The 16906-nt window shown below is 62.6% G+C and carries 16 protein-coding genes; 6 read left to right on the forward strand and 10 right to left on the reverse strand.

The features are described from left to right. Nucleotides 1-52: 52 nt before the first annotated feature. Complete coding sequence (locus EC919_RS04100; protein WP_133771469.1) at nucleotides 53-400, reverse strand: hypothetical protein; 348 nt, start codon at nucleotides 398-400, stop codon at nucleotides 53-55. A gap of 549 nt (nucleotides 401-949) precedes the next feature. On the opposite strand from EC919_RS04100, the gene EC919_RS04105 reads away from it, so the two are divergent. Together EC919_RS04105 and EC919_RS04110 are read left to right on the forward strand one after the other, a co-directional pair. After that, nucleotides 950-3358: a glucose/quinate/shikimate family membrane-bound PQQ-dependent dehydrogenase gene (locus EC919_RS04105; RefSeq protein WP_133771471.1), complete on the forward strand. Its 2409-nt coding sequence runs from the start codon at nucleotides 950-952 to the stop codon at nucleotides 3356-3358. Nucleotides 3359-3498: 140 nt separating this feature from the next. Further along, a complete protein-coding gene (locus tag EC919_RS04110) occupies nucleotides 3499-4242 on the forward strand; it encodes an SDR family NAD(P)-dependent oxidoreductase (RefSeq protein WP_347876977.1) in 744 nt (247 codons plus the stop codon). A 169-nt stretch (nucleotides 4243-4411) separates the two neighbouring features. On the opposite strand, the gene EC919_RS04115 is transcribed toward EC919_RS04110, so the two are convergent. Together EC919_RS04115 and EC919_RS04120 are read right to left on the reverse strand one after the other, a co-directional pair. Then, on the reverse strand, nucleotides 4412-4660 hold the full coding sequence (locus EC919_RS04115) for a hypothetical protein (RefSeq protein ID WP_133771475.1): 249 nt from the start codon (nucleotides 4658-4660) through the stop codon (nucleotides 4412-4414). Between the two features lie 103 nt (nucleotides 4661-4763). After that, complete coding sequence (locus EC919_RS04120) at nucleotides 4764-5585, reverse strand: hypothetical protein (protein ID WP_133771477.1); 822 nt, start codon at nucleotides 5583-5585, stop codon at nucleotides 4764-4766. Nucleotides 5586-5979: 394 nt separating this feature from the next. On the opposite strand from EC919_RS04120, the gene EC919_RS04125 reads away from it, so the two are divergent. Then, entirely contained in the window at nucleotides 5980-6525 is a 546-nt protein-coding gene (locus EC919_RS04125) for a sterol desaturase family protein (protein ID WP_133771479.1), read from the forward strand. Here the strand turns inward: EC919_RS04125 and crtB are convergent. Genes crtB through fni form a run of 5 tightly spaced genes read right to left on the reverse strand, consistent with a single transcriptional unit; the run spans nucleotide 6407 to nucleotide 12398 of the window. Further along, a complete protein-coding gene (crtB, locus tag EC919_RS04130; protein ID WP_133771481.1) occupies nucleotides 6407-7396 on the reverse strand; it encodes a 15-cis-phytoene synthase CrtB in 990 nt (329 codons plus the stop codon). The genes EC919_RS04125 and crtB overlap by 119 nt on opposite strands. Further along, a complete protein-coding gene (locus EC919_RS04135) occupies nucleotides 7393-8883 on the reverse strand; it encodes a phytoene desaturase (protein WP_133771483.1) in 1491 nt (496 codons plus the stop codon). The genes crtB and EC919_RS04135 overlap by 4 nt, the downstream gene beginning before the upstream one ends. Before the next feature lies 1 nt (nucleotide 8884). Then, the gene (gene crtY, locus EC919_RS04140) at nucleotides 8885-10075 is read right to left on the reverse strand and encodes a lycopene beta-cyclase CrtY (protein ID WP_133771485.1); all 1191 of its coding nucleotides are present in this window, start codon (nucleotides 10073-10075) and stop codon (nucleotides 8885-8887) included. Continuing rightward, on the reverse strand, nucleotides 10072-11346 hold the full coding sequence (locus EC919_RS04145; RefSeq protein WP_133771487.1) for a glycosyltransferase: 1275 nt from the start codon (nucleotides 11344-11346) through the stop codon (nucleotides 10072-10074). Before EC919_RS04145 ends, crtY begins: the two co-directional genes overlap by 4 nt. After that, nucleotides 11343-12398, reverse strand: coding sequence for a type 2 isopentenyl-diphosphate Delta-isomerase (fni, locus tag EC919_RS04150; RefSeq protein WP_133771489.1), 1056 nt, complete (start codon nucleotides 12396-12398; stop codon nucleotides 11343-11345). The genes EC919_RS04145 and fni overlap by 4 nt, the downstream gene beginning before the upstream one ends. 199 nt (nucleotides 12399-12597) lie before the next feature. Here fni and EC919_RS04155 point away from each other — a divergent pair, with 199 nt between their 5' ends. Further along, nucleotides 12598-13527, forward strand: coding sequence for a polyprenyl synthetase family protein (locus EC919_RS04155; RefSeq protein ID WP_133771491.1), 930 nt, complete (start codon nucleotides 12598-12600; stop codon nucleotides 13525-13527). Here EC919_RS04155 and EC919_RS04160 read toward each other — a convergent pair. Further along, a complete protein-coding gene (locus tag EC919_RS04160) occupies nucleotides 13517-13993 on the reverse strand; it encodes a hypothetical protein (protein WP_133771493.1) in 477 nt (158 codons plus the stop codon). The two genes, EC919_RS04155 and EC919_RS04160, sit on opposite strands and share 11 nt — an antisense overlap. Before the next feature lie 238 nt (nucleotides 13994-14231). Between EC919_RS04160 and EC919_RS04165 the strand changes: the two genes are divergently transcribed. Together EC919_RS04165 and EC919_RS04170 are read left to right on the forward strand one after the other, a co-directional pair. Next, on the forward strand, nucleotides 14232-15047 hold the full coding sequence (locus EC919_RS04165) for an alpha/beta fold hydrolase (RefSeq protein ID WP_133771495.1): 816 nt from the start codon (nucleotides 14232-14234) through the stop codon (nucleotides 15045-15047). Continuing rightward, nucleotides 15037-16233, forward strand: coding sequence for a PAS domain-containing sensor histidine kinase (locus EC919_RS04170; protein ID WP_133771497.1), 1197 nt, complete (start codon nucleotides 15037-15039; stop codon nucleotides 16231-16233). Before EC919_RS04165 ends, EC919_RS04170 begins: the two co-directional genes overlap by 11 nt. 224 nt (nucleotides 16234-16457) lie before the next feature. Here the strand turns inward: EC919_RS04170 and EC919_RS04175 are convergent, their stop codons facing one another. Continuing rightward, nucleotides 16458-16886: a RidA family protein gene (locus tag EC919_RS04175; protein ID WP_133771499.1), complete on the reverse strand. Its 429-nt coding sequence runs from the start codon at nucleotides 16884-16886 to the stop codon at nucleotides 16458-16460. Nucleotides 16887-16906: the final 20 nt, after the last annotated feature.

Genomic DNA, 16906 nt, shown 5'->3' on the forward strand with positions numbered 1-16906 from the left:
TTTCGAGCCGTCCATGATACCCGCGCACTGACTCAATTATCGAACCCTGCCGCTAATGCGCAGCCCAGTGGGACAGTTTGCGCTGGACGTCAGCCGCACCTCCCAGGCATTCGCTGGAGGAGTCACCCGGCGCGCTGCGCTCCAGCGTGGTGACCGGCCTGCCGGGAGGTGAATAGATGGTGATGCGCTGTGCTCCCGCCGGCTGAAATTCGATGCGGGTGCCGTCCTCCAGATACAACGCCTCGTCGGCGTATTTTCCGTCCATCGCGTGGTAATAAGGCGGAGCGCTCAAGCAGGTGCGCAGGTCGCCGTCCTCGAAGATTTCCACGTAGAACGTGCCGCCGGCATGGGGGCCGGTCCAGAGGCCGGTGAGGTGCTCCGGCGGAGACGACGCGCTCACTGAGGTGTAATCCACTAACGACAGCCCGGATGTCCTGATCTGGCTGCCGGTGCCAGCGCAGCCAGAGGCGGACAAGACAGACGCCGCCCATAACAGCGTCAGTGTGGCTCGCGTCCTGCTAAACCGTTTATGCATAGTGGACTTGGACTTCCCGCGCGTTATTGACTCGCAGGCTTGAATGGATTGCAGGGAATCCACCCATTCATACGCCTGCAGTCAGTCTGATCAAGCTGTAAATGACTCTAGTACGCGCGAACAGCCCTCGCAACTTTGCGCAATGGAATGCAGCCGCTGCGGGCATTGCCGTGCCCTCTTCAAACGCACTTTAAGTGCCCTTTCACCTGCCTTGATCAAAGCCTGAACTCGCGCGAAGCCACGCCGTTCGCCATCTGAATGCTTTTCCCAGGGGATCAGATCGCAAACACGGCCTATGCTTGGAAAGAGCGGGTGGTCAGTGATGCCGAAAAGTTTCATCTAAACCGCTGGTCCGGGAGTTGAACCCCATATACGGCGCACAGTCCATGCACTACATCCCAAGGGGGAACATCGATGAATGACTTATCAAAAGCTTCAGGGCTGAGGCGTTTTACTTCCATCATTGCAGGCATCTTTGCCCTGTTTCTGGTGGTAGGCGGTATCTGGCTGCTCACATTGGGCGGCTCTTTTTATTATCTGTTCCTGGGCGTCGCGCTGCTGGTGTTCGCCGTTCTGCTGTGGCGACGTTCCGCTGCCTCGCTCTGGCTGTACGGGGCGTTGATGCTGATCACCGTGGTCTGGGGCCTGTGGGAAGCCGGCACAGACTTCTGGGCACTGGTGCCGCGTTTCGACATCCTCGGGGTGTTGGGTCTGTGGCTGCTGATCCCGGGCGTCACCCGTGACATTCCGGAGCGCCTGAAGCCGGGCAAAACCTTTTTATCCGCGACATTGGCGCTGGCGATCGTGGTGATGGTGTATGCCATCTTCAACGATCCGCAGGAAATCAACGGCAGCATGGCGACGGCGCAACCGGCGCAGCACCAGCCTGTCGAAGGCATCGCCAACGGCGACTGGCCTGCTTATGGCCGGACCCAGTCGGGCACGCGCTATTCGCCGCTGACCCAAATCAACGAAGGCAACGTCAAAGACCTTCAGGTGGCCTGGACCTTCAACAGCGGGGAGTCGAAAACCGCCAACGACTCCGGTGAAACCACCAACGAACTGACGCCGATCAAGGTCGGCGACAACATGTACATCTGCACCACCCACCAGATCCTGGTGGCGCTGGACCCGGCCACCGGCAAAGAGAAGTGGAGATTCGATCCCAAGCTCAAATCCGATCCGTCCTTCCAGCACTTGACCTGCCGTGGCGTCGCGTACTTCGATCAGGCTGACACCACCCAGTTTGCGAAAAGCCTCGAAGGCACCCAACCGGTCGCCACCAGTTGCCCGCGCAAGGTGTTCCTGCCGGTCAATGACGGTCGCCTGTTCGCCATCAACGCTGACACCGGCGCACCGTGCGCCGACTTCGCCAAAAACGGCGAACTGGACCTGCTGCACCTGCAGCCCTACCCGTATCCGGGCGGCCTCGAACCCACCTCCCCGCCTGTCGTGACCGGCACCACCGTGATCATCGGCGGTTCGGTGACCGACAACCTGTCGGTGCATGAGCCCTCCGGCGCGATCCGTGGCTACGACGTCAACACCGGCGCGCTGAAGTGGATCTTCGACACCGGAGCTGAAGACCCGAACGCGATTCCGGGCGACGGCAAGACCCTGGTCAACAACTCGCCAAACGCCTGGGCACCGCTGGCTTACGACGCGAAAACCGATGTGGTCTACGTGCCGACCGGCAACCCGACGCCCGACATCTGGGGCGGCAACCGCACCCCGGTGATGGAGCGTTATGCGAGCTCGATCGTCGCGATGAATGGTTCAACCGGCAAGCTGGTGTGGAGCTTCCAGACCACCCACCACGACTTGTGGGACATGGACGTACCGGCTCAGCCAACCCTGGCTGATGTCAAAACCGGCAGCGGCGATGCCGTTCCTGCGGTGTACGTACCGACCAAGGCCGGCAACCTGTTCGTGCTGGACCGTCGCGATGGCAAGCCGATCGTGCCGGTCCATGAGATGCCGGTGCCTGCCGGTCAAGCCGCGCCGGGCGATCGGGTCAGCCCGACCCAGCCGCGCTCGGACCTCAATCTGACCTCCGTTCAAACCCTGTCCGACAAGGAAATGTGGGGCGCGACGATGTTTGACCAACTGGTCTGCCGCGTCATCTTCAAGCAGCTGTCCTACAACGGCCAGTACACGCCGCCGTCCGAGCAAGGGACCCTGGTGTTCCCGGGCAACCTGGGTGTGTTCGAATGGGGTGGCATCTCGGTCAACGCCGACCGTCAGGTCGCGCTGATGAACCCGATGGCGCTGCCGTTCGTGTCCAAGCTGATCCCACGCGGCCCCAACAACCCGCTGTGGCCTAAAGAAGGACTCACCGGCACAGGCACCGGAACCGAAATGGGCATTCAGCCACAGTACGGTGTGCCTTACGGCGTGGAAATCAACGCCTTCCTGTCGCCACTGGGCCTGCCATGCAAAGAGCCGGCGTGGGGTTACGTGGCCGGCGTTGACATGAAGACCCACGACGTGGTCTGGCGCAAACGCATCGGCACCATCCGCGACAGCCTGAAAGGCATTCAACTGCCGCCGCTGAAAATCGGTGTGCCGATGCTCGGCGGGCCGATCTCCACGGCCGGCAACCTGATGTTCATCGCCGGTACGCAGGACAACTACCTGCGCGCCTACAACGTCACCAACGGCGACCTGCTCTGGGAAGCGCGCTTGCCAGCAGGCGGTCAGGCGACGCCAATGACCTATGAAAGCAATGGCAAGCAGTACATTGTGATCATGGCCGGCGGGCACGGCTCCTTCGGTACCAAAATGGGCGACTCGCTGATCGCCTACGCCCTGCCGTCGAAGTAATCGACGGCTGAGCGGCAAAGAAAAAGCCCGAGTGATCGGGCTTTTTTTTGCTCGTTTTTTGCCGCGCTGGCACGACGACTGTGTGAGTGGTAATTCTTTGGCAACCCATTCGAGATCTCAATATGAAACCCAATCCGCCCATCGATAACGCACCACGCGTCGCGTTGGTGACAGGATCCACTTCCGGTATCGGCGCAGCCATTGCACGAACACTGAGCCGGGCGAGTTATGCGGTGGTCCTCCATTCGCGAAACTCCGCGGATACGGGTCGCGCTATGGCTGACGAAATGCAACAGGCTGTCTACGTGCAAGCTGATCTTGCTATTGAAGCTGACAGGGTCAGACTGGTTGACGAGGCGATCGCCGCGTGGGGTCAGCTCGACGTATTGGTCAATAACGCCGGCATCAGCAGAGTTATTCCCCACAGCGATCTTGCCTCGGCCACTTCGGCGGTCTGGCACGAACTCAACGAAATCAATGTGGTGGCGCCCTTCCATCTCGTCGCATTGGCCGAATCGGCATTACGCGATGCCGCCCGTTACCGTCGAGCAGGTAGCGTCGTCAACATCAGTTCCCATGCGGGTGTCCGGCCCAAGGGCGCCTCCATTCCCTACGCGGTGAGCAAAGCCGCACTCAATCACATGACCCGCCTGCTGGCGGTGTCACTCGGGCCAGACATTCGCGTAAATGCTGTGGCGCCTGGCTTGGTCGACACGCCTCTGACCGCAGAGTGGACAGATGCCCAGGCGTTGTGGCGAGATCGCGCGCCCATGCGCAGGGCAGCCAGCCCGGAGGACATTGCAAACGCTGTTCTGATGCTGGTCGAGTCGGACTACTTGACCGGTGAGATATTGCTGTCAGACGGCGGATTGAATCTGACCTAGGATCAGCGCTCTGCGCAGGGGCGGCGCGAGAAGCGGCTGCGGGGGCTACCCTATTGAAAAAGCCAAGGCACGATACTCACTGACATTGAAGTGGACACCACGACTTGGCTTCATCAGGACGGGAAGATGGCGTGGCCCGCCGGTGAAAGTAACGGCGGACACCGACGGCTCACTCAGGCTTGATCACACCGGTCATCGCCGTGAAACGACTCTGCGGGTTCTTGAGTTTGTCGAGCACTTCGTCCGGGGTGGACTCGCGGAACACCACCATGTGCCCCACCTCCTCGCCACCTTCGGTGACCCGCTCGATGTCGTTGATCATCCAGGTTTTCAACTCTTCCACGCTGATGCCCAGTTGCTCGGCGACCTGACCGTGGAAGCGCTCTGCGTCGTATTGATTGAATTCGTCGTTGTTCATGGCCTTGGCCTCCTTTAGCGGGTGTAAGTCTGAGGCCGCAGGAGACCGGCACAGTTCACTCGGTTATGACCCGCGGTGCTCGGCGCCATGATCAACACTGACCCTAACGCGCCCGTGGCCCGGCCATCCAGGGGCTGTATTCGAACGCTACCGCGCCTCTGGACACGCCGGTTTCATCCACTGAGAAACCGGGCATCTGGGCGATGTCGAGCTGTTTGCACTGCTCGGTGAGTCGGCTTTGCAAGACGTTGTCGTAGGTGAAGGCCTCCGGGCGTTCGCGGTGGCGCTCGAGGTTGACGACGCATGCTTCAACCTTGCCCTGCTTGTTCGCCAGGTACTCGAAAGTGACCACGCCAATGCTGCCGGGCGGTGATTTCATCAGTGTCCGCTCGGCGAAATACCGGCCCTGCGCATAGTCCTGATAACGGGACTGCATCCATACGCGCTGGGCCTCGTGCATTGGCAGGTAGATCAGAGGCGCGACGACTTCCACGTTGCCGTCCTTGTTTAACCGATCTGCGGGTACGACCGGGAACACCGCGCTCCAGCACACCTGTTTTGAAAGGTCGGCAAGCGGTGCATTGCCCGTCGCAAGGCCCGTGGCCTGGGTTTCGCAGCTGACTATTTCATTGTTGCGATTGATCTTGATGCGCAGGCGGACTTCACCCGTCAGGCCTTCGCTGTTGGCCTCAAGCGCTCTGTTTCCGAGAATGGACTGGAAACGTGTCACGAAGGCTTTGAATTGCTGCCTCTTGAGCGCTTCCGGGCTCGTGACGGCCGGGGCGGAGGCGGCGGCATGAGACCCCACCTCGCGGGACTGACAGGCCATCAGGGCACAGGCCATGCCGGCGATAGCGGTCAAGCGCAGCCAGGGGGAGATGGGGCGAAGCAACGACAAGCGGGACAAAGGCAGAGCAGGCGACATGATCATCCTTGAACGACAGATAATAAAGCGCGCGAAGATACCGTTGCTCAGCGCACGACGTCTACGGGGCACACCGCGAACTGGATGACACACACTATGCGACACCTCAGTAATCACGTCGGGTATAAACCGTAGGAGCCGGCTTGCTGGCGAATGCGGAGTGTCAGTCAATATATTCACGGCTGACCCACCGCGTTCGCCAGCAAGCCGGCTCCTACAGAGTGGGATGGAGTGTCTTCATGGGTGAGATGGGCTTCAGCCGGGAAGGCGGCAGTGTTCACACCTCAAACCAGCAACTGACAAACCGACCTCCGCCTTCAGCCAACGGCGTGCGACAATCACGCACCGAACACCGTCGGCCCTATGACGGTCTGATGTCGAGACTTTTGCGCGGATGAACCCGATGATCAATGCCCTCGTATTTTTCGCAACCGTGATCGGCATGGAGGGCTTTGCCGTGTTTGCGCACAAGTACATCATGCACGGTTGGGGCTGGGGCTGGCACAAGTCGCACCATGAGCCGAGAACCGGCTGGTTCGAGAAGAACGATCTGTACGCCGTGGTGTTCGCCGGGTTCGCCATCGTGCTGATCGCGCTGGGCACTGCAGGCGCCCATCCGCTGGAGTGGATCGGAGCGGGCATGACCGCCTACGGCTTTCTGTATTTCGTTGCCCATGACGGCCTGGTGCACAAGCGCTGGCCCTTCAAGTACGTACCGCGCAATGGCTACCTCAAACGCCTGTATCAGGCGCACTTGATGCACCATGCCGTGTCGGGCAAGGAGCGATGCGTGTCGTTCGGCTTTCTCTATGCACCGAGCGTCACTCGGTTACGCGCTCAGCTTCGACGCTTGCATGACGGCCCGTTGCACAAATCCGACCCGGACGTTGCCACAGGTTCGCAGGCCGCGCGGGCCACTGCCGACCACGAGTCACGCTAGCCTTCCACGCGCCCACCACCACCAGTCGCAGCTTGTCCAGCTTGCTGGTCGAAACCCGCGCATCCCACGCCCGCGCGCCGCGCTGCCTGACCTTCACGCCGATCTCGCGGTAGACGCACCCCGCCGTCGCCACCGCCCAGGCCGAGCGCCACGGCAGCGCGGTGAGGCCGGCGTCAGCACTCTCGTAATAAGGCTCGGCCATGTCCACCAGCCGCTTCGCCAGCACCGCCACTGCCGGACGATGCTCCGGCGCTGCAAGGCGATCATGGGGGATCTCCAACTCAGCCAGCCAGTCGCTCGGCAGGTAACAACGGCCCACCGAGGCGTCTTCAACGATGTCCCGGGCGATGTTGGTCAGTTGAAAGGCCAGACCCAGATCGCAGGCGCGGTCGAGGGTCGCCTCGTCACTCACGCCCATGATCTGCGCCATCATCAAGCCGACCACGCCGGCCACGTGATAGCAGTACTCCAGCGTGTCGTCGATGCGCCGGTATTCGCGCTGGCTGACGTCCATCGCGAAGCCGTCCAGATGCTGCAGGGCATACCGCTGCTCGATGCCATGGCGCAGGACAACCTCCCTGAACGCCTCGAACGCCGGACTGTGGGTCGGCGTGCCGGCGTACACGGCGTGGGTCTGGGCGATCAGCCGTTGCAGGCGCTCAGTGACTTCCTGCTGACTGACCACCGTCGCCGAATGCCCCGCTTCCTGACCGTCAATGACGTCGTCGCAATGCCGGCACCATGCATACAGCATCACCGCGCTGCGGCGCGTCACCGGGTCGAACAGACGTGACGCAGCCGCGAAGCTTTTCGAGCCGACTTCGATGCTCTGGGTGGCGTGGTCGAGCAACCCCTGATCGGCGACGCTCATGCGTGCAAGTCCTCCAGCATCAGTCCGGCGGTGGCTTTGGCCGAACCGATGACACCCGGCACACCGGCGCCCGGGTGTGTGCCGGCGCCGACCAGGTACAGATTGCTCAGGCTCGCGTCGCGGTTATGGGGGCGGAACCACGCGCTCTGGCGCAGGATCGGCTCAAGGGAAAACGCCGAACCGAGGTGCGCGTTGAGTTCGCCCTTGAAGTCCTGGGGCGTGAAAATGCGGCTGGTGACCAGGTCCTCGCGCAGGCCCGGCATGTAGTACTTCTCCAGGTACGCGAAGATGCGATCGCGGTAGCGCGGCCCCTCCACTTCCCAGTCGATGTCGGCATTGCCTAAGTGCGGTACCGGCGACAGCACGTAATGGCTCGAACAACCCGGCGGCGCCAGGCTCGGGTCAGTGATGCAGGGTGCATGCAGGTACAGCGAGAAATCCTCGGCCAGCGCCGCGCCCTTGAAAATTTCCTGAATCAGCGCCTTGTAGCGCGGCCCGAAGCACACGGTGTGGTGCTGCAACTGAGGCTGCGGACGCTTGAGCCCGAAGTGGATGACGAACAGCGAGTTGCTGAAGCGCTTGCCCTTCAACCGCGCCCCTTCCTTGATCCCGCGCGGATGGCCGCCAAGCAGTTCGGCGTAGGTGTGCATGACGTCAGCATTGGAGGCCACGCAATCGGCGTTGATCTGCCGGCCATCCTTGAGGCGCACACCTGTCACTCGCTGGGCACTGGTTTCAACGCTGGCAACGTCCGCGTTCAGCTCGACGCGCCCGCCAATGTCTTCAAACAGCTTGACCATGCCCTGCACCAGCGCACCTGTCCCGCCCTTGGGAAACCACACGCCCCACTGGCGTTCAAGGGCGTGGATCAGCGTGTAAATGGAGGACGTCGCAAACGGATTCCCGCCCACCAGCAGCGAGTGAAAGGAAAACGCCTGGCGCAGTTTGTCGTCTTCGATGAACTGCGACACCATCGAATACACGCTGCGCCATGCCTGCAACTTCGCCAGCTGCGGCCCGGCCTGAACCATGTCGCGGAAGGACAGAAACGGCACGGCACCGAGCTTCAGATAGCCCTCCTGAAACACTGCTTTGGAGTACGCCAGAAAGCGCTGATAACCGGCAACGTCCTTGGGGTTCATCGCCGCGATCTGGGTGTCGAGGGACTGCTGATCGTTGGCGTAATCGAACTTCGTCCCGTCTTCCCAGCACAGGCGATAGAACGGCGACACCGGCAGCAACTCGACGTAATCCTTGATGGATTTGCCGGCGGCGGTGAACAGCTCTTCGATGGCGGTCGGGTCGGTAATCACCGTCGGCCCCGCGTCGAAGGTAAAACCCTGATCTTCGTAGACGTAGGCGCGGCCGCCGGGCTTGTCGCGTTTTTCCAGCAACGTCGTCTGCACGCCTGCCGCCTGAAGCCGGATGGCCAGGGCCAGGCCGCCGAAACCGGCGCCAATCACAATTGCGCTTTTTGCTTGAGTCATTTCAATTCTCGTTGTGCTTAGGCAGGTGATGCCTGGCCTGATAGTGCTTGGGCAGGTAACGAACAGCGGCCTTGACCGCCTCGTTGATCGGCACGGGCGGCTTGCCGGTGAGCACGCGCAGCTTGTCGGCCAGGGTGCTGCGCCCTGCATAAAAACGGCTGATCAGGCCTTCGGACAGGCCATAAAACCGCTGCATCACCTGCCAGCGATTGGACGGACGTCCGGCCAGAAACAGCATGCGGTTGAGCAGCCGGTAGAAGCGTTGGGATTGCCATGCCTCCTGAGCAATGGCGCGGATGCCTGCGTGCAGCGACTCGGCGTCCAGCGTGGGCTGAACGGCAATCCACTCCGCCAGCCGCACGGCATGGGGCAGCGAATAGCCCGTGGTGCAATGAAACAGCCCGGCCCGCAAACCGGAACGTGGCTGCCCCTCTGCTTCGCGCCAGAACGCGGCGAAATCCCCGGCCAGGGTGATTGGCAACACGCCCTGCTCTTCGCGCAGGCATTCGACGATTTCCCAGCCATGGGCTTTGGCGTAGTCGGCGATGTGCTGACGAAGTTGGTCAGCGGAAAAGGAATGCTGCTCGACGTAATGGGTGTCCTCGACCAGCAGGGTATCCGCTGAAAAGGGCAGCACGTAGACGAAACGGTATCCCTCACTCTGCGCGACGCGGGCGTCCATGATGATCGGCGCGGTCAGGCCGTGGGGCGCCTGCAAGCGCAGCAACTGACCCAGAAAGGCCTGCTGCCCCAACACCATCTGCGCCGTGGCCTGCACGCCGCGGCCGTCGATCACCGCGCGGGCCTCAAGCCGCTCGCCGCTGTCCAGCACCACGGCGTTCGGCGTGAGTTCGGTGATGCGTCGGCCGGTTATCAGCGCATCGCCCAAGGCGGGCTCAATGACCTCGGCAAAGCGTTCGGAGGTGATGCTGGCGTAGCCACTGTTCAGCCGTCGCGAGCGTTGCGGGAAGTGCACGTCATAGGTGGCCCAGCGCTGCACCACCAAGGGCTGCAGCCAGTGATGCTGGTCCGTCGTGAGGTCGCCTTCGTGGTAGGACCAGGTGTGATTGCCGCCCAGGTCCGTCTGCTCTTCGATGCACAGCACCTGCAGCTCTGGCCGCCGCTGTTTGAGGCGCCAGGCAATCAGCCCGTTGGCCAGCCCGCCGCCGGCGAGAATCAGGTCATACGTCATGGCACCAACCCCGCCAGCACTGGCTCGCCGGTGCGCACCACGGCTTCGACGATGTCGGCCGCGCGGCACGTGCCGCCAGCGTTCGCCAGCTCGGTCGCCAGGCGCTCAAAAGGCTCGGTGGACAGCCCGCGCAGTTGCGTCAGTCGCTCGCGAATCTGCCCTGCCCCGGCGCCACGGCGCAGTTGCAGGCCAATGCCGGCATGGGTGACGCGCGAAGCAACGCCCGGCTGATCGAAAGCGATGGGCATGACCAGCATCGGCGTGCGCGCCACGATGGCGTCCATCACGGTGTTCAGGCCGCCATGGGTCACCACCGCATCGGCGTGTTGCAGCGCCCATTGTTGCGGCGCGAAATCAGTCACCCAGGTCGCACCGGCCTTGATCAGCCGCTGCTCTTGCCGGGCATCGAGGCCGCCGCAATGGGCGACCAGCAACTGCGCTTCACTCTGCCGGCTGGCCGTGGCGATGCGCTTGAACATGTCAAAACGATTGCCCTGCAGCGTGCCGAGGCTGGCGAAGATGAACGGCCGGGCAGGATCAACCGGCCACTCGCCCTGTTGTTGGTTTTGAGGCGCCCGCAAAGGTCCCACCGCGTGAAAATTCGCCGGTGGATGCTGACGGGGGAAATCAAAGCCCGGGATAGTCTGGCTGATCTGTGCATAGGGCGAGAGGCATTCATGCAACCCGTCGCGGGGCTCGATGGCCAGACGTCTCGAAGCATCCCGCAGCACCTTGCTCAACGGCCCCATCAGCCAGTCGTACACCTTGCGGCTGCCTTCGAACATATGCTGGCTGCGTTCATCGGTGGCGTAGGCAAACGGCATCACCGGCAGCGGCAGATGCGGCTCGCGATTGATCGGCAAGGCGCAGGCCACCGAGACATACGGCAAGCCCAGCCCTTCAGCGACCATTCCGCCCGCCGCTTCCATCTGGTCGCACAGCAGGGCCTCGATCTGCCGCACCGCCAGCGCAGATGGCAGCTCGGCACACAGCATACGCGTGGTGTCGCACAGGTCGCGGATCACCCGGCGCAGGCGCAATGGATTATTCGAACAGGCGGCACGGCGCAGGGCTGCTTCAAGACTCCCCGGCGGATGACTGAGGACGCCAAGGGCGTGAAAGCCGATGCGTGGATCGGTCAGCCAGCGACGGGCATCGGCCTGCTGGAAAAAGGTCACCTGATGGCCCCGGTCGATCAGCGTCCCGGCCAGGGCCTGAAACGCCTGAAAGTGGCTGTAGAACGCCGGCGCCACGACGGCAAAATGGGTCATGACAGCAACGACCGCAGGGTGTCGGGCGCCAGCAGGCGGGCACTGCGCAACGCACGCAGATCAGCCGAACCGGTGCAGAAACAGGCGATGCGCAGCTGGCGGATGACGATGTCGAAGTGTTCGATCACCGCAGCCGTCGACAGGGTCGCGTTGCGCAGCACACCGGCAGCCTGACCCACAACATCCGCGCCCAGACGAATGGCCTTGGCCACGTCGATGCCATTGTGAATGCCGCCGGAAGCAATCAGCGGCGTGTCCGGCAACGCCTGGCGCACCATGGCCAGGCTGATGGCGGTCGGGATGCCCCACTGCGCAAACGCCATGGCGACTTCGCGATCGGCCGGGTTCTCCGCGCGCTCGGCCTCGACGGCGGCCCAACTGGTGCCGCCAAGCCCGGCGATGTCCAGCACCTGCACCCCGGCCTCTACCAGCGCCCGCGCCACCTCGGCAGACAGACCCGCGCCCACTTCCTTGACCACCACTGGCACGCCGACATCGAGCACCACGCGATGGATGGCGTCGAGAATGCCGTGCCAGCGCCGGTCGCCGCCCGCTTGAACGGCTTCCTGCAAGGGGTTCAGATGAATGATCAACGCGTTGGCCTGCAGCATGTCCACCGCGCGGCGGGCCATGTCCAGGCCGTCAGGCTCGATCAACTGCGCGGCGCCGATATTGCCCAGCAGCGCGATGTCCGGCGCCAGACGCCGCAGTTCGCGGGTCAGGCCTTGGTCACCACCGCGTTGCAAGGCCACCCGCTGGGAGCCAACACCCATGGCGATGCCCAGCTCCTGGGCGGCTTCGGCCAGATGACGGTTGATCGCGGTGGCCCGGTCGGCGCCGCCGGTCATGGAACTGATGAGCAGCGGCGCGCGCAATGCAATGCCCAGCAGCGAGCTGCTCACGTCAACGTCGTCCAGATTCAGCTCCGGCAGCGCACAGTGTTCGAAGCGGATGTCGTCCAGTCCGGAGAAGGAGGAACGCACGCTGGCGCGCCTGTCCAGCACGATATCAAGGTGATCGTCTTTTCGACGACCCATATCGCTGTGAGTCATACTCGCTCCATGCAGCTGAATTATTGAACGGGCTAAAGGGTCTTCTGCATACGCAATCTTGTACAAAACCGATTTTGCTGTACAACTTTGCCGTATCTTGAGGCATTTAGAAACAGCAGTTGTTCCGTGACGACCGGCCCCGTACCCCCTCACCGGTCCGCGACGAACAGTATTACCGCTAAAGCATAGGGAAAGACCGATGGCAGGTAACGTCGACACAACACTCAAATCGGGCTTTGCCGGGCGACTGGGAGACGTCCGGACGGCCATCGAAACGCGGCTTTCCGAGCTGCTGCCCGAATCCGGCAACGAGCGCGATCTGGTGGCGCTGGCCATGCGTGAATCGACTCTGGCACCCGGCAAGCGCATGCGTCCGGTGCTGTTGGTGCTCGCCGCCGAAGGGCTGGTGGAAGACGGCCGTGAAAACAGCCGCACGATCAGGCGTCAGGCCGTGGACCTGGGCTGCGCCGTCGAGATGATCCACGCCGCGTCGCTGGTGCTGGACGACATGCCATGCATGGACAACGCGTCGCTGCGGCGCGGTCTGCCCACGGTCCACCTGAAGTTCGGTGAAGACGTGGCGATTCTGACCGCCATCGCCCTGCTCAGCCGCGCCTTCGGCGTCGTTGCGGGGATCAACGATCTGGCCGCCACCACCCGCACCGAACTGGTCGAAGTGCTGGCCAATACCGTGGGCATGCAAGGTCTGGTGCGCGGGCAGTTTCAGGATTTACGCGACGGCCAGCGCAGCCGTGACGCGGACGAGATCGCCCTGACCAATAACCTGAAAACCGGCGTGCTGTTCGGCGCGATCATGGACATGGCCTGGCTGATCAGCGGCGCGCGGGAGGATCAGCGGCCGCTGCTGCAGAACTTCGCCATGGAACTGGGCCAGGCCTTCCAGATGTATGACGATCTGCGCGACCGCTGCGCCGACAGCGACAAGGATCAAGGCAAGGACGACGGCAAATCCACCTTCGTTTCGCTGTACGGCGAGGACAAGGTCAAGCGGCAACTGGCGTTGCACCTGTCCAGCGCCGAGCAGGCGTTGCGGGAGGTTTATGGCGACGCCTCGACCATCGCCGGCTACCTGCGGCAGATCTTCGAGAAGGCCATGCTCACCGGCTAGCCGACTGCGAACCCAGTTTGGCGATGGCCTGCTTGAGTTGTTCGCCGTCGGAGAAGCGCTCCTGGCGCACGACCGCGCCGTTTTTCAGCGTCAGCCACTGCACCGTGTCGCGGTCGCCGTCGTAGGCCGAGGCGACCCGGGCGTCGCGGTCCAGCAGGATGCGGTACTTGGCCGAGCGCATCGCCGGGACTGCCACCATCTTCACCAGCGACGGCATCTTCTCGATGTCTGCCACGTAAACCACGTGGCGCTGCTCCAGGTAACCCTCGGGACCCTCTTCAAGTGCGGCGTTGACCATCTTCGCCGCCGACATGCTGCGGGCGATCAACAGCACCTGGGCCTGGTCATCTAACGTGTAGGCCTTGTCGAACTGATCGAGCAGCGTCCATTTGGCGATCGGCTGGGGCGCGTCCTGAGCGAAGGCATTGAGACTGAGAAACAGAGCGAGGGCCGCAAATTGCCGCATGGTGTAAATCCCTTTAGCAGGAATGATTGAACAAGGATAAGCGTTGAGGACAAGGACTGGCCTGCCCGCGCAAATCACCCTTTCTGGCGCCAATAATGGCTTAACAAATGGAGCGTGCGCCAATTTACCAGCAAGCGGTCAGGCCGGTTCGCCTGTTATGGGTTTTGCACGTGATTTATCCCGGATAACCCTATAGGCTCGGCACCACTCGCGCCCACCGCCATTTTCCGGACACTTAATGAACCTTCAGCAGCGCAACAACGTGCACGTCATGGGTGACGGCCGGGCGACCCTGATTTTTTCCCACGGATTTGGTTGCGACCAGGCCATGTGGCGCCTGATCAGCCCCCATTACGCCGACCGCTTCAACGTCGTACTTTACGATCTGGTAGGCGCTGGCAATTCGGCCATCGAGGCCTACGATTCCGAGAAATACGCCACGCTGAACGGCTATGCCCACGACCTCACCGAACTCGTCCGCGAGTTCGGCACGGGCCCGGTGATCATCGTCGGCCATTCGGTCAGCGCAATGATTGGCGTATTGGCGGACCGACAGACGCCAGGGCTGATCGCCGCCCACGTGATGATCGGCCCCTCCCCTTGCTACGTGGACTCCGGCGATTACGTCGGCGGCTTCTCCGAAGAGGACGTGCATTCGCTGCTCGATACCCTCGACAGCAACTACCTTGGCTGGTCGAGCACCATGGCCCCGGTGATCATGGGCGCACCGGGGCAACCGGCACTGGGCGAAGAGCTGACCAACAGTTTCTGCCGCACTGACCCGGAGATCGCCAAGCAGTTTGCCCGCGTCACGTTTCTCTCGGATAACCGCAAGGACGTCGCCGGCCTGACCACGCCGACGCTGATCCTGCAATCGACCGATGACCTCATCGCGCCGGTTGCCGTCGGTGAATACCTGCACACCGCGTTGCCCAACAGTACCTTGAAGCTGGTGGATAACGTCGGCCACTGCCCACACTTGAGTGCGCCCGCCGCCTGTTCCGATGCGATCGATGAGTTCCTCGGGCGGTGGGTCAGCCTCAATGCCGAGTGATTTCGCGGCAGCACCGGACGTCGTCGAACTGTTCGAAGGCGCGCCGTGCGGCCTGGTGGTCACCGACGAAGACGGGCGGATCCTGCGCGCCAACCGCACGTTCTGCGACTGGCTGGGCTACACCGGCGACGAGCTGAGCGGCGTGCCTTTCCAGAACCTGCTCACGGTCGGCGGGCGCATCTTCCACCAGACCCACTGGGCGCCGTTGATGCGCTTGCAGGGCTCGGTGGCGGAGGTCAAGTTGAGCATCGTTCATCGCGACCGTCGGCAGATCATCATGCTGCTCAATGGCGTGCGCCGGGAGCGTGAGGGCAAGGTCTACAACGAGCTGGCGTTTTTCGGCACGGCTGACCGGGACAAATACGAGCGCGAGCTGCTCAAGGCGCGCAAAGCGGCGGAAGAGCTGTTGCAGGAAAAAACCGCCGCCGAGGCTGCGTTGCGCCAGGCTCAGTCGGAACTCAACGAGGCTTACGAAACCGCCCAGCGGCGGGCGACGTTCGCCGAACAGATGGTGGCGATCGTCAGCCACGACCTGAAGAACCCCCTCACCGCGATCAAGATGGCCACCGACCTGCTCGCTCGCGGTGAACACACGGCCCAGGAAACCCGGTTGTTCAAGCACGTAGGCGATTCGGTGCAGCGCGCCACCCGGATGATCGCCGACCTGCTCGACCTGACGGTGATACGAGTCGGGCGCGGCATCAGCGTCCACCCCACGGAAGTGGATCTGCACACCTTCATTGGTCATTGCGTTGCGGAACTGCGCGTTGCTTTCCCGCGAGCGGAACTGGCGCACTGCTCGGATAGCACGGGGCTCGTGGCGCTGGATAACGATCGTCTGTTTCAGGTGATCGGCAACCTCACGGCGAACAGCGTGGCGTATGGGGACGTTGCCCGACCGGTAACGATTACTTCCGCGCTGGAGGCCGGGACGGTGGTGATTGCCGTGCATAACTTCGGTCCGGTCATTCCCGAAACGCATCGCACCCGTCTGTTCGAGCCGTTGACCCGCGGCGCGGCCGTCCATGCGGACCTGCGAAGCGTGGGCTTGGGGTTGTTCATCGTCCGCGAAATCGCCCGGGCCCATGGTGGTGACGTGTCCGTGGTGTCTGACGCGTTGGAAGGCACGACCTTCACGGTGAGACTTCCGCGGTGTGCCGGTGAAGCGGTGGCGTCCGGGGAGTGAGCATTCATCTGTAGGACTGGCTTCAGCCGGGAAGGCGTCGGTAGTCACCGCAGAATTGGTGGCGTTCGCACCGGCCTCTTCCCGGCTAAAGCCGGTCCCACTAATCGACCGCGTGCTCATAGTAGGACCGGCTTTAGCCGGGAAGACGTCGGCGGTCACACTGCAAAATTGATGGTGCCCACACAGGCCTCTTCCCGGCTGAAGCCGGTCCTACTAAAAACCAATCAGTCTCTGGGCATCAGCGCTGCCACCGCTTCGATCTCGATCAACATGCCGTCCAACGCCAGGCGCGGGACCGGGATCAGTGTGCACGCCGGCTTCATGTGGCCCAACCATGCGAGATCCGCCTGCTCGACCCACACGCGCAACCGTTCTTCCGAGTGATCAACCATCAGCAGCGTCAGCTTGAAGATATGGCGGAGGTCGGCCCCGCGAGATTGCAGGACGGTGCGGACATTGGCGATCGCTTGCGCTGCCTGTTCGGCAAAGACAGGGGACAGTTGCCCTTGAGCATCCTCCCCACCCTGCCCGGCGACAAACAGCCACTCGGCGCCCGGGGCAACGACGGCGAGGTGGGAATAGGCGTTGGGGGCGGGATCGTACAAGCCTTGTGGGTTGTACAACGTAAACGGAGCAGCGGGGGCGTGCGTCATGGCAGTGATCCTGAACGTGA

Source organism: Pseudomonas graminis (assembly GCF_004364335.1).
Classification (GTDB): Bacteria; Pseudomonadota; Gammaproteobacteria; order Pseudomonadales; family Pseudomonadaceae; genus Aquipseudomonas; species Aquipseudomonas graminis_D.